Below are 13,298 nucleotides of genomic sequence, written 5' to 3'. Positions count from 1 at the left end.
GTTCCCACGCTCTGCGTGGGAATGCAGCCCGTGACGCTCCGCGTCACTGGACGCGGAGCGTCCCTTGAGGCATTCCCACGCGGGAGCGTGGGAACGATCAGTACCGGTCAAGCGTGAGCGAGCTCTGCATGCTCATCCGCATCCAGCAATTCTTTATCGGTCTGCTGCATGATCTGGCTGGTAATCGCCCCGGCCGTGATTGAGCCGCTCACGTTCAACGCCGTGCGACCCATATCAATCAGCGGCTCTACCGAAATCAGCAATGCCACCAATGAAACCGGCAAGCCCATTGCCGGCAGTACGATCAGCGCCGCAAAGGTCGCGCCACCGCCCACGCCCGCCACGCCCGCCGAACTCAGCGTCACAATCGCCACCAGCGTTGCGATCCACAATGGGTCCAGCGGATTGATGCCCACGGTCGGCGCCACCATCACCGCCAACATGGCCGGGTACAAGCCGGCGCAACCGTTCTGGCCAATGGTCGCACCAAACGAAGCGGCGAAACTGGCGATGGACTGCGGGATGCCCAAGCGACTGGTCTGCGCTTCGATGCTCAGCGGGATCGTCGCCGCGCTTGAGCGGCTAGTGAAGGCAAAGGTCAGTACCGGCCAGATCTTGCGGAAGAAGCGCAGCGGATTGATCCCGGCCGCTGACACCAGCAGGCCATGGACCACAAACATCAGGCCCAGGCCGATGTAAGAAACCACCACGAAACTGCCAAGCTTGATGATGTCTTGCAGGTTGGAACCGGCGACCACTTTGGTCATCAACGCCAATACGCCGTAAGGCGTCAGCTTCATCACCAGGCGTACCAGGCGCATCACCCAGGCTTGCAGCGTGTCGATGGCGTTGATCACTTTCTGACCTTTTTCCACGTCATCTTTCAACAGTTGCAAGGCGGTGACACCGAGGAACGCCGCGAAGATCACCACGCTGATGATCGAGGTCGGCTTGGCGCGAGCGAGGTCGGCAAACGGGTTTTGCGGAATGAACGACAGCAGCAGCTGCGGCACATTCAGGTCGGCCACCTTGCCGGCGTAGTCGGTCTGAATGGTTTGCAGGCGGGCCATTTCCTGAGTGCCGGCCACCAGGCCTTCAGCGGTCAGGCCGAACACGTTGGTCAAGCCGATGCCGATCAGCGCCGCGATGGCAGTGGTGAACAACAAGGTGCCAATGGTCAGGAAACTGATCTTGCCCAGCGACGACGCGTTGTGCAGCCGCGCCACGGCGCTGAGGATCGAGGCGAACACCAGCGGGATCACGATCATTTGCAACAACTGTACATAACCGTTGCCCACCAGATCGAACCAGCCGATCGAGGCTTTCAGCACCGGGTTGCCAGCGCCGTAAACGCCGTGCAGGGCAACGCCAAACACCACACCCAACGCGAGTGCGAGCAGGACTTTTTTCGCCAGGCTCCAGTTCGTGTGACGGGTTTGCGCCAGGCCCAAGAGCAGGGCGAGGAACACCAGCAGATTGAGGATCAGCGGCAGATTCATGGGAAAGCTCCGATAGGGCATGTGCCAGTCACCTTCCGGGGTGACTGCGACCGGCAAGCCTAACAGCTTGATTTGCAATGAATTAATATCAAAAACGTATGTAATCCGTCGTTTTTGGAATAAGCACGCGTCGCTCTCAGGGATGCAGCTGGCGCAATAGGGACGTGAGCGGTCGCTGACAGACGAGGACTGTCACACTTATTTGTTAGCGTCGATGCCTCTACATCAGGATCTTTTAATAAGGGAATCATGCCGATGAAGTTCGCACCGAAATTTCTGGCTGCTGCGTTGGGATTGAGTTTTGGCCTTGGCCTCGCCGGTCAGGCTTTCGCCACGGATTTGAAGCATTGGCCTGCGGATCAGGCCAAGGCACTGGACGCGATGATTGCGGCCAACGCCAACAAAGGTAATTTCGCGGTGTTTGACATGGACAACACCAGTTACCGCTACGACCTCGAAGAATCGTTATTGCCGTTCATGGAAAACAAGGGCCTGATCACCCGCGAGAAACTCGACCCCTCCCTGAAACTGATCCCGTTCAAAGACACCGCCGACCACAAGGAAAGCTTGTTCAGCTACTACTATCGCCTCTGCGAAGTCGACGACATGGTCTGTTACCCATGGGTCGCCCAAGTGTTCTCCGGCTTCACCCTCACCGAGCTCAAAGGGTATGTCGATGAGTTGATGGCCTCCGGCAAGCCGGTGCCCACCACGTATTACGACGGCGATGTGGTCAAGACCCTCGACGTCAACCCGCCGAAAGTCTTTACCGGCCAGGCTGAGCTCTATAACAAGTTGATGGAGAACGGCATCGAGGTCTACGTGATGACCGCCGCCTCCGAAGAACTGGTGCGCATGGTCGCAGCCGATCCGAAGTACGGCTACAACGTCAAACCGCAGAACGTGATCGGCGTGAGCACGATGCTCAAGGATCGCAAGACCGGCGAGCTGACCACCGCGCGTAAGCAAATCACCGCGGGCAAATATGACGAGAAGGCCAACCTGGGCCTGGAGCTGACGCCGTACCTGTGGACACCTGCTACCTGGATGGCCGGCAAGCAAGCCGCCATCCTGACCTACATCGACGAGTGGAAAAAACCGGTATTGGTCGGCGGCGATACCCCGAGCAGCGACGGTTACATGCTGTTCCACAGTGTTGACGTGGCCAAGGGCGGCATCCACTTGTGGGTCAACCGCAAAGACAAATACATGACCCAGATGAACGGTATGATGGCCAAAAACGCGGCAGCCCAAGCCAAGGAAGGGTTGCCAGTGACGGCGGACAAGAACTGGGTGATCGTCAAGCCGGAAGAGATTCAATAAAGGCCACGATAATCGCCCCCGCACAGTGTGTGGACGCGACAGGCCCCGCCAATGCGGGGCTTTTTTTGTTCGCAACAGCGACGCGCAGTAGCGGTCTGCTGCCTATATTCATTGGTTAATCACTGGGTGATATGGCGCTGGGCAGTTCGCTCGGGCGACGACCGAAGGAACCGGGGCATGGGACGATTACACCGGGTCTTTATCGCGTGGATGATCGCCACGCTGAGCGGATTTGGCTGGCTTTGCACGAGTGCGGCTGCTGAGTTGATGCCGGGTAATGATCACGTCATTTCACCAGGTGTGCCTCAAGGGGCTGCGACCCTGAACTTGAGTAAGCTGGTGGGCAAACTAAAGGCCTCGCGCAATACGTCGATCAGTATTGTGCAACTGGGCGACTCTCACACGGCTGCCGATTTGTTCACAGGCGAAATGCGTCGCCTGTTCCAGAAACAATACGGCGCCGGCGGCATAGGCTTCATCGCGGCGATGCCTGTACCAGGTACTCGTTACGATCAGATTGTTTTGTCGACGGTAGATGGGCAATGGCGTCTGGTTTCCAGTCGCAATCAGTACAGCGACGAGTTTCCATTGGGAGGTTATCTGTCGCTACCCGTGGGCCCGAAGGCAGGGATACATATCGAATCACGCGCGTCGAATGACGGCGTATATCGAATTTCGGCGCTGTACCGTGCGCTCTCCGATAATCGACTGACCGCCAGTGCTGGAGGGAGCTCTGCCAGTGTCGAGTTGTTGCCGACATCTGGACAGTGGCGTTTCAGCCCGGCTATCCAGCCCGTAAACCTGCCGATGGACCTGATGATAGCCTCGAATCAGGACGTAGAACTGGGAGGCTGGAACATCGAGTCTTTGACGGAGAATGGCGTCACGTACTCTGCACTAGGTGTTAATGGTGCGATGTTGAAGATTCTCGACAAGTGGCAAGACGGCTGGCTAAGCACGCTGCAAGCCTTGCGCCCGGACTTGCTGGTACTCGCGTACGGGGGTAATGAAGCATTTGATGACGATCTGGACCTGACACTTTATGAGGCTGACCTGAGCGAAAAGCTTGCCCTGTTGCGACGCGCCTTGCCTGATACCGTGATCTTGCTGGTCGGGCCAGCAGACTCGATAAAACAACGGTCCGCTGACTCATGCGCCGGGCGCCAGCCGGCAAAACTGGCTCAGATCATTCAAATTCAAAGACAAGCAGCACTGAAGGCCGCGGCCTTGTTCTGGGACTGGCAAGGTTACATGGGCGGCGCCTGTTCAATTGAGCGCTGGCAGGCAGCGCATCTGGCTCAAAATGATCTGATTCACCTGAATGCTGAAGGTTATAAAAAAAGCGCCGGCGAACTTTACGAGTATCTGCAATCCCTGCTGCTGGGGCCTTAAAGCGAGATCTCATCATCATAAAAAAGCCCCGCACTTGGCGGGGAATGATCGGCAAAAAAAATACCCCGCCAAGTGCGGGGTATTTTTTTGTTCGACGGTTAAGGGTTACAGCCCGTCGAGCATTGCCTTGTTACGCACAGCACCTTTGTCGGCGCTGGTCGCCAGCAGGGCGTAGGCTTTCAGTGCCGTGGTCACTTTACGCGGACGTTTTTCCACTGGCTTCCAGCCTTTCTGGTCCTGCTCGGCACGGCGTCCCGCCATCTCTTCGTCGCTGATCAACAGGTTGATCGAGCGGTTCGGAATGTCGATCAGCACTTTATCGCCGTCCTGCACCAGACCAATCGCGCCGCCCGCCGCCGCTTCCGGAGAAGCGTGGCCGATGGACAGGCCTGAGGTGCCGCCGGAGAAACGGCCGTCGGTGAGCAGGGCGCAAGCTTTGCCCAGGCCTTTGGATTTCAGGTAAGACGTCGGGTACAGCATTTCCTGCATGCCCGGGCCGCCTTTCGGGCCTTCGTAACGAATGATCACGATGTCGCCGGCCTTCACTTCGTCAGCGAGGATGCCGCGTACGGCGCTGTCCTGGCTTTCGAAGATCTTCGCGTTGCCTTCGAAGACGTGGATCGATTCGTCGACGCCGGCGGTTTTAACCACACAGCCGTCCAGCGCGATGTTGCCGTAGAGAACGGCCAGGCCGCCTTCTTTCGAATAAGCGTGTTCGACACTGCGGATGCAGCCGTTTTCACGGTCGTCATCCAGGGTTTCCCAGCGGGTCGACTGGCTGAACGCGGTCTGCGTCGGAATGCCCGCAGGACCGGCCTTGAAGAAGTGATGCACCGCTTCGTCGTTGGTCTGGGTGATGTCCCACTTGGCAATGCCTTCGGCCAGGGTCTTGCTGTGCACGGTCGGCAGTTCAGTGTGCAGCAAGCCGCCACGGGCCAGCGAGCCGAGGATGCTGAAGATCCCGCCGGCACGGTGCACGTCTTCCATGTGGTACTTCTGGATGTTCGGCGCGACTTTGCACAGTTGCGGCACGTGACGGGAGAGACGGTCGATGTCGCGCAGGTCGAAATCGATCTCCGCTTCCTGGGCTGCAGCCAGCAAGTGCAAGATGGTGTTGGTGGAACCGCCCATGGCGATGTCCAGCGTCATGGCGTTTTCGAAAGCCTTGAAGTTGGCGATGTTGCGCGGCAAGACCGACTCGTCGTTCTCGCCGTAGTAACGCTTGCACAGCTCGACGATGGTGCGGCCGGCCTGCAGGAACAGCTGTTCGCGGTCACTGTGGGTGGCGAGGGTCGAACCGTTGCCCGGCAATGCCAGGCCCAGGGCTTCAACCAGGCAGTTCATCGAGTTGGCGGTGAACATGCCGGAGCACGAACCGCATGTCGGGCAAGCGCTGCGTTCGTACTCGGCGACTTTCTCGTCGGACGCGCTGGAGTCGGCGGCGATCACCATGGCGTCGACCAGATCGAGGCCATGGGAGGCGAGTTTGGTCTTGCCGGCTTCCATCGGGCCGCCGGAAACGAAGATCACCGGGATGTTCAGGCGCAGGGCGGCCATCAGCATGCCGGGGGTGATCTTGTCGCAGTTGGAGATGCAGACGATGGCGTCGGCGCAGTGGGCATTGACCATGTACTCGACGGAGTCGGCGATGATCTCGCGGCTCGGCAGCGAATACAGCATGCCGTCGTGGCCCATGGCGATGCCGTCATCCACGGCGATGGTGTTGAATTCCTTGGCGACACCGCCAGCGCGTTCAATCTCGCGGGCAACCAGTTGACCGAGGTCCTTGAGGTGGACATGGCCCGGTACGAACTGGGTGAAGGAGTTGGCAATGGCGATGATCGGCTTCTTGAAGTCGTCATCTTTCATCCCCGTGGCGCGCCAAAGTGCGCGGGCACCGGCCATGTTGCGGCCGTGGGTGGATGTTTTCGAGCGGTAATCAGGCATGAAGCACTCCGGGCGGCTAATCAGGTATCAAAAGGGAAGTGAGCTTCTATTGACGTCTGGAACACCCAGAAATGGCCGTGTGTCCGGAAGTTGCCGATAACTTTGCGGGATCGCCGCGCGCTTCAGCTTGAGCTCATAAACCCGCCGGGGGATGACTGGCGATGAATGTCGCGATTCTACACGGCTGGCGTCAGGAGGGAATGCCAGGAAGCGTTGTTCTGGCGGTGACGAGGCGTGCGGGATGACGACTGGCGGGTATCAGCCGGTACTCATAGCCTGATGCCGTCGGCTGATCAGCGCATTGAGGCCTATCCCCACGCTGCTCAACAGGAGAAAACTGAAGGCAAGCGTCACCTGCAGATGACTTGCGCTCAAGTTGATCAGTGCGCTGACCAGTCCACCGAAGACAAATACCAGGGTGTTGCCGACCGAGGCCGAAGTGCCGGCGTTGCCGGGGAATATGTCCATGGCTTTGGACGTCGCAACCGGACGGGCGATGGTTGTGCCTGCAGTGCAGACGATCATCGGGATGAGTATTGTCTGGGTCGAAAGCCCCATCGTTGCCGATAGCCAGAGCATCAAGATCCCCGACAGGAAGATCAGGCCAAGACCCACAATGATTTGCGTGTTAGGTGCGATCCGGTTGGCAAGCACTCGAGCGATAACTCCGCCGAACAGGTAGGCCACGCCGTAGAACAGCAGGGTCAGGGAGAATTCGTACGGAGAAAGCTGCAGCTGCTCCATGAAGATCAGCGGCGAGATGACAATGAAGGAAAAGTGGCAGGTGAAGGCAATGGCGGCGATCAGCCAATAGCCGAGGAAACCGGCGTCGGCACAGATCATTCGGTACGACTGGAACATGCCTTGGCTGGGTGCGGTAGCGGGGCGCAGGTTTTCAAGAAAGAAACAGGCCTTGAGGAACACCGCGGCGGCCAACGCGATAAAGGCGATAAAGCTCCCCGGCCAGTCCATGGCATGTTGCAGCACGGTGCCTGCCAGTGGCGAAACTGAAATGAAGATGCCGCTGGCAGTGACCATGAGAATTCGCAGTTGATCGCGTTCCTTGCCGTCGAACAGGTCCTGAACCAGCGCCTGCGAGAGAACAAAACAGCCACAGCCGATGGCCTGGACTAACCGGAACATCAGGAACCAGGCGTACTCGGTCGACATCACGCAACCCAGTGCGCCAATGATGGAGACCACCATGCCCGCCAGCAGTAAGCCCTTGCGCCCGATGACATCCGAGAGCGGTCCGATCAGCAGTTGAGACAGCGAGATGCCGATCGCGAACAGGCTGATGGAGAGGGCGATGTCGGCTGGCGTGGTCCGGAAATGGTCAGCCAGCGCCGGGAAGGAAGGCAGCAATACATCGAGTGGAAATACACCGAGCAATACCATCGTCAGCAACAGAATGACCGCCGCTCGACGTTTTTTTATACCCACGCTCGCTTTGCCTTCACTCATCGAAAAGCCCTGCCCTGGAGAACAGCTGACGGTTGGCGGGCAAGTCGAAGAATCCCGCTTTGTTCAATGCGTTCAACGTGGCGCCAGCACCTGATCGAGCACGGCGCTGGCAGGCGGACGGTGACGTCAGCTCGCGCAGTATCTCTACGACAAACGCCTCACCGAGACCGGTGCTGCGCAGGCTTTCGCCAAGCCAGCGTTCATCCGCTTCAAAGAAAACCAGCAGGATTTCCAGGAGCAACCTGGCGGTGAACGTGCGTTGGCCGCTGCTGAGTTGCAACCACAGGTAATGAAACACTTCACAAAAATAACGGCTGTGTCGCGCCTCGTCGGCGAGGTGGTCTCTAAGCATTGCCTGAACGCTGCACACCAGTTCGTCTCGACAAACCTCGAGCAATTCCTTGGCAATGATCGTCTCCGAAACGAACCCGACGAGAAACCAGGCCAGCGCTTTGTGTTTATCCGGTGCGCCATCGATGAGGGTGTTCAACCGGGCTATCCGGTGAGGCATGACCGGTCGATCGGTGATGCCGTAGCAGTCGGCAATTTGTTCGGCGAGTTGATTGGAAAACAGTGCGTGATAACCCTCGTCCGTGTAGAGCTGCAGCGCGGCCGTTTTCATTCGGGGAGCAATGGTGACGCCGAGTTCATTGTGGATGATGGTTTCAACGGATCGGTTGACGATCCGGTGCTCAAGCAAGGTGGTGTAGTCGAGGAAATACACCAAATGGTTGGCGGACAGGCGATGAGCAAGCGTTTTACCGGCTGCCTTGATCTGCGGGTGGTTCAGGTAAGGCAGAAAGGCTGGTGGAAACCAGTGGCGGGTTTCCAGTTGTTGCGCCAGATCCAGAGGTAACCGGTAGTTGTGTTCGCTGGTTCTTACCGAGGCTCGGGTATTCCAGTCGCCCAGGGTGAAACGCTGTGCCCACGAGGTGGGGGCGTAGGCCGGCGCGTTAAGGGCGCCGGTCATTGTTCCTGCCCCGGGACGCTCAACAGCGCTTTTAGCTCCATGCACATCACCTGCCCGTCGCTCTGGCCACAGCCGACAAAAAACAGCGGCTGCTCCGCGCTGTCTTCAAGTCCCAGCAGTGCTTCGACCTGATTGTCCGTCAATGCGCCCGTTAACCAGGTGTGCAACCCCAGCGCAGTGGCCACCAATTGAAACGTCTGGGAGATATGACCGGCCTCGACGTAGGCCATTCGGTAGGCGCGCGAGTGTTCGTATTTCCACCACAGCTTGTCGAAGCGGCTGGTGATGAACAGCCCGACGGGCAGGTTGTTGATGAAATGTTGGCCGCAAAGCAGCTGCCCCAAAGCCTGAACAGGCAATGGTTTGATGAAGCTCAGCGCGTGTTCGGCGGGGCGATAGGCATAGAGGCCAGGTTCGAGGCCAATGACGTTTTGCACCAGAAGAAAACCTTCGCAGGCATTCAGCCCGCCGCCGGAGGGGCTGCTTCGCCGTGCGCCGAGGCCTTCGATGACGCTGTCGTCGATGTCGTTTTCACGTTCATGCAGGTAGCCAAGAGACAGGTATAAAAGCGTGCTGACTGCCTCCAGGGAAACGGCTTCACCGCTGAAGGCGCGACAGGTCTTTCGCTCGATCAGAGCTTCTGCCAGCGAGCCTCGCGGCAGGCTGCAAGGTTTTGGCAGGACCGTCAGCGCGTCTGCCGAGCGTTCGCAGGCCCGGGCCTGCGGTGCGGGTGTGGTCAACACCTCGGTGCAATGGTCGAGATACTGTTTCGACCATTCATGAATATCCTGTGGAACATGATCGCAAGGTATGTTCTTGGTGCCGATATGAAATATCTTCGACAGTTCATCCCAACCCCATTCAATAGTGATGGGCGCTACCGTTGATACGATGCCTGCACTTAGAAGTTGTGCATCAATAGTATGTTGGTCATTGAAGTTGTTCGGGTTGTCGATAAGTTCGGCGAGTCGGGTTGAATACTTAAGGTCAAGTTCAAATTGTTTGTGATTCTTGTAATCCCAGACAATTTGACCGGGCGTGCGCGGAAGTATGAATAGATGAGGGTTTATATACATGTGGATCGCGCTCTCTCTGGACACTGCGTCGGAAACGCTGGGTAGCCGGCACTCCCCAGCGCTTTATCTACTTAGCGGGCTTTTGGAGCAACCAGAAAAGCCAGGTTGGCGATTTTGTTAGCTTCCAGAGTAATTGCTTTCATGTTGGAACTCCTTGTAATTGAAAGTGAGTGCCACCTCGTGGTGACAACTCAATCATAGATAGTAATGGAGGCTTATCAAGGAGATATTAGGTAAGAGGCTTCTAGTAATTGTGTCGGATCGATCCTACAGAACAATGAATTTTGTAAGTTCTATCCGGCAAAGCAAGAAACACAGCGAAACTTCCTGCAGCCCAGTAAGGCTGCCAGGGTAGGACGCTAGAGAATTTAATAGCAGATAACAGAAGGGGAGCCGATTGGCTCCCCCCTTCAAAACCGGCTTGATCAGCTGTTTGGCAGCAGACGGCAGGTAATGCTTTTGATGTAGCGGGTTTCGGCGATGGCCGGGTGAACCGGATGATCCGGGCCCTGACCGCCACGCTCCAGCATCTGGATGTTGCGATCCAGGTGACGGGCACTGGTCAGCAGGATGTTCTGCAGGTCATCTTCGGGCAGGTGCATCGAGCACGAAGCGCTGACCAGGATGCCGTCCTTGCTGAGCAGGCGCATGGCTTGCTCGTTCAGGCGACGATAAGCGCCTTCACCGTTCTTCATGTCTTTCTTGCGTTTGATGAACGCCGGAGGATCGGCGACGATCACGTCGAAACGTTCTTCGCTGGCTTTCAGCTCTTTCAGGGCTTCGAACACGTCGCCTTCGATGCAGGTCATTTTCTCGGCGAAACCGTTCAGCGCGGCGTTGCGCTCGACGCCGTCGAGGGCGAAGGCGGAGGCGTCGACGCAGAACACTTCACTGGCGCCGAAAGCCGCCGCTTGCACGCCCCAGCCGCCGATGTAGCTATACAGGTCCAGTACGCGTTTGCCTTTGGCGTAAGGGGCCAGGCGCGCGCGGTTCATGCGGTGATCGTAGAACCAGCCGGTTTTCTGGCCCTGGATGACCGGCGCTTCGAATTTCACGCCGTTTTCTTCCAGTGCTACCCACTCCGGCACCAGGCCGAACACGGTTTCGACGTAACGGTTGAGGCCTTCGGCGTCACGGGCCGCGGAGTCGTTCTTGAACAGAATGCCGCTCGGCTTGAGCACTTGAGTCAGCGCCGCGATCACGTCTTCTTTATGGGCTTCCATGGTCGCCGAAGCGATCTGCACCACCAGGATGTCGCCGAAACGGTCGACCACCAGGCCTGGCAGCAGGTCCGAGTCACCGTAGACAAGACGGTAGAACGGCTTGTCGAACAGACGGTCGCGCAGGGACAGGGCGACGTTCAGGCGGTGCACCAGCAGCGATTTGTCCAATGGCAGCTTGATGTCGCGCGACAGCAGGCGGGCGCAGATCAGGTTGTTCGGGCTCATGGCAACGATGCCCAGCGTCTTGCCGCCAGCCGCTTCGAGGATCGCCTGGTCTCCGGCCTTGAAGGCGTGCAAGGGGGTCGCCGCTACATCGATTTCGTTGCTGTAGACCCACAAGTGGCCGTTTCGCAGGCGACGGTCGGCGTTGGCTTTGAGGCGCAGGCTAGGCAGGGACATGACGTCGCTCCGGAAAAAAGAGCGGGAGTATAGCGTGTTGAGGCTTGCGGCGGGCCGGGCGGGCGATGAAACGCTGATGGCCCCATCGCGGGCAAGCCTCGCTCCCACGGGTTTGGGTTGAAATTCAATTTCTGCGATTGACACAAAACCCGTGGGAGCGGGCTTGCCCGCGATGTGGACTGAAATGAAACTTCGGGCGATGTCGCCGCCAAGGTGTCGGATCCAACTTTATAAGGGTTAGAATCGCCGCCTGACCCAGAGTGTGTACTTATGTCCCAAGAGCTGACGACCGAACAGATCCAACAGTCCCTGCAAGGCATCAGCGTGCCGGCTCAACCGCAGATCATGGTGGATTTGCAGATGGAGCAGTACATGCCCGACCCTGACCTGGAGGTGATCGCCAAGCTGATCTCCCAGGACCCGGGACTCTCTGGGGCTTTGCTGAAGATCATCAACTCGCCGTATTACGGCTTGAGCAACAAGATTGCCTCGATCCAGCGTGCGGTGAATCTGCTGGGTAGCCGCTCGGTCATCAACCTGATCAACGCGCAGTCGATCAAGGGCGAGATGAACGACGACACCATCGTCACCTTGAACCGGTTCTGGGATACGTCCCAGGACGTGGCAATGACGTGCCTGACCCTGGCCAAGCGTATTGGCGCCCAGGCGGGTGACGAGGCGTATGCGTTGGGTCTGTTCCACGACTGCGGCGTGCCGTTGATGCTGCAGCGCTTCCCCAATTACATGACCGTGGTGGAGGAGGCTTACGCCAACGCCAGTGCCGAGTGCCGAGTGGTGGACACCGAAAATCGGATGTTCAATACCAACCATGCCGTGGTCGGGTACTACACCGCCAAATCCTGGCGTCTGCCGGAACATGTGAGTGCAGCCATCGCCAATCACCATAATGCGTTGGCGATTTTCAGCGACGAGTCTTCGCGCAACGCCCAGCTCAAAAACCTCTTGGCGATCCTGAAAATGGCCGAACACATTTGTGCGTCGTACCGGGTGCTGGGTAATCAGACCGAAGACCATGAATGGAATAGCATCGCGCCTCTGGTTCTCGATTATGTCGGCCTCTCGGACTACGACTTCGACACCCTCAAACAAACGATCCGCGACATTGGCACTCACCGCTGAGTGTCGTACAGCCTGAGTCGAGAACAGCATGCCTGAACTGCCAGAAGTCGAAACCACTCGCCGCGGGATTGCGCCACACCTGGAAGGCCAACGCGTCAGCCGGGTGATCGTGCGTGACCGCCGTTTGCGCTGGCCGATTCCTGAGGACCTCGATGTGCGGCTGTCCGGCCAGCGCATCGTGCTGGTGGAACGACGCGCCAAGTACCTGTTGATCAATGCCGAGGTCGGTACGCTGATCAGCCATTTGGGCATGTCGGGAAATCTGCGGCTGGTGGAAGTCGGCATGCCGGCGGCCAAGCATGAGCATGTGGACATCGAGCTGGAGTCAGGCCTGGCCCTGCGTTACACCGACCCGAGACGGTTTGGCGCGATGCTCTGGAGCCTCGATCCGCTCAATCACGAACTGCTGATCCGCCTGGGGCCGGAGCCGTTGACCGACCTGTTTGATGGTGAGCGTCTGTTCCAGCAGTCGCGCGGACGCTCCATGGCGGTCAAGCCGTTCATCATGGATAACGCGGTGGTAGTGGGGGTCGGCAATATCTATGCGACCGAAGCGTTGTTCGCCGCCGGTATCGATCCGCGCCGCGAGGCCAAGAGCATTTCCCGGGCGCGCTATTTGAAGCTGGCAATCGAGATCAAGCGCATTCTGGCCGCCGCCATCGAGCGCGGTGGCACCACGTTGCGCGACTTTATTGGCGGCGACGGTCAGCCGGGTTATTTCCAGCAGGAATTGTTTGTCTACGGCCGTGGCGGCGCACAGTGCAAAGTCTGTGGCACAGAGCTTCGGGAAGTGAAACTGGGACAGCGCGCCAGCGTCTTTTGCCCGCGATGCCAGAGCTGATACGTCCCAGGGTCTATAGTCAGT

At 58.2% G+C, this 13,298-nt stretch carries 10 protein-coding genes; 4 read left to right on the top strand and 6 right to left on the bottom strand.

Annotation, left to right across the window (positions count from 1 at the left end; all coding sequences use genetic code 11):
* Positions 1–107: 107 nt before the first annotated feature.
* Positions 108–1,499, bottom strand: a complete 1,392-nt coding sequence (locus QRN31_RS15405; protein WP_285432873.1) for an L-cystine transporter — start codon at positions 1,497–1,499, stop codon at positions 108–110.
* A 255-nt stretch (positions 1,500–1,754) separates the two neighbouring features.
* Here QRN31_RS15405 and QRN31_RS15400 point away from each other — a divergent pair, with 255 nt between their 5' ends.
* Together QRN31_RS15400 and QRN31_RS15395 are read left to right on the top strand one after the other, a co-directional pair.
* Positions 1,755–2,822, top strand: coding sequence for an HAD family hydrolase (locus QRN31_RS15400; RefSeq protein WP_285432871.1), 1,068 nt, complete (start codon positions 1,755–1,757; stop codon positions 2,820–2,822).
* 177 nt (positions 2,823–2,999) lie between these two features.
* Positions 3,000–4,214: an SGNH/GDSL hydrolase family protein gene (locus QRN31_RS15395; RefSeq protein ID WP_285432870.1), complete on the top strand. Its 1,215-nt coding sequence runs from the start codon at positions 3,000–3,002 to the stop codon at positions 4,212–4,214.
* Between the two features lie 105 nt (positions 4,215–4,319).
* On the opposite strand, the gene ilvD is transcribed toward QRN31_RS15395, so the two are convergent.
* From ilvD to QRN31_RS15370, 5 genes are all read right to left on the bottom strand, one after another.
* Positions 4,320–6,161: a dihydroxy-acid dehydratase gene (ilvD, locus tag QRN31_RS15390; protein ID WP_285432868.1), complete on the bottom strand. Its 1,842-nt coding sequence runs from the start codon at positions 6,159–6,161 to the stop codon at positions 4,320–4,322.
* Between the two features lie 258 nt (positions 6,162–6,419).
* The gene (locus tag QRN31_RS15385; protein WP_285432866.1) at positions 6,420–7,625 is read right to left on the bottom strand and encodes an MFS transporter; all 1,206 of its coding nucleotides are present in this window, start codon (positions 7,623–7,625) and stop codon (positions 6,420–6,422) included.
* On the bottom strand, positions 7,618–8,595 hold the full coding sequence (locus QRN31_RS15380) for a diiron oxygenase (RefSeq protein ID WP_285432864.1): 978 nt from the start codon (positions 8,593–8,595) through the stop codon (positions 7,618–7,620). Before QRN31_RS15380 ends, QRN31_RS15385 begins: the two co-directional genes overlap by 8 nt.
* On the bottom strand, positions 8,592–9,671 hold the full coding sequence (locus QRN31_RS15375) for a SagB family peptide dehydrogenase (protein ID WP_285432863.1): 1,080 nt from the start codon (positions 9,669–9,671) through the stop codon (positions 8,592–8,594). The genes QRN31_RS15380 and QRN31_RS15375 overlap by 4 nt, the downstream gene beginning before the upstream one ends.
* 425 nt (positions 9,672–10,096) lie before the next feature.
* Positions 10,097–11,293, bottom strand: a complete 1,197-nt coding sequence (locus QRN31_RS15370; RefSeq protein WP_222588866.1) for a class I SAM-dependent rRNA methyltransferase — start codon at positions 11,291–11,293, stop codon at positions 10,097–10,099.
* A gap of 324 nt (positions 11,294–11,617) precedes the next feature.
* On the opposite strand from QRN31_RS15370, the gene QRN31_RS15365 reads away from it, so the two are divergent.
* Both QRN31_RS15365 and mutM read left to right on the top strand, forming a co-directional pair.
* The gene (locus QRN31_RS15365) at positions 11,618–12,433 is read left to right on the top strand and encodes an HDOD domain-containing protein (protein WP_285433001.1); all 816 of its coding nucleotides are present in this window, start codon (positions 11,618–11,620) and stop codon (positions 12,431–12,433) included.
* 28 nt (positions 12,434–12,461) lie between these two features.
* The gene (mutM, locus tag QRN31_RS15360) at positions 12,462–13,274 is read left to right on the top strand and encodes a bifunctional DNA-formamidopyrimidine glycosylase/DNA-(apurinic or apyrimidinic site) lyase (protein WP_090178527.1); all 813 of its coding nucleotides are present in this window, start codon (positions 12,462–12,464) and stop codon (positions 13,272–13,274) included.
* Positions 13,275–13,298 lie beyond the last annotated feature (24 nt).

Origin of the sequence: Pseudomonas sp. fls2-241-R2A-110, from assembly GCF_030209165.1 — a bacterium.
Classification (GTDB): domain Bacteria; phylum Pseudomonadota; class Gammaproteobacteria; order Pseudomonadales; family Pseudomonadaceae; genus Aquipseudomonas.
The sequence above is the reverse complement of the archived record's forward strand: the minus strand, read 5'-3'. Positions and strand labels throughout refer to the sequence as shown.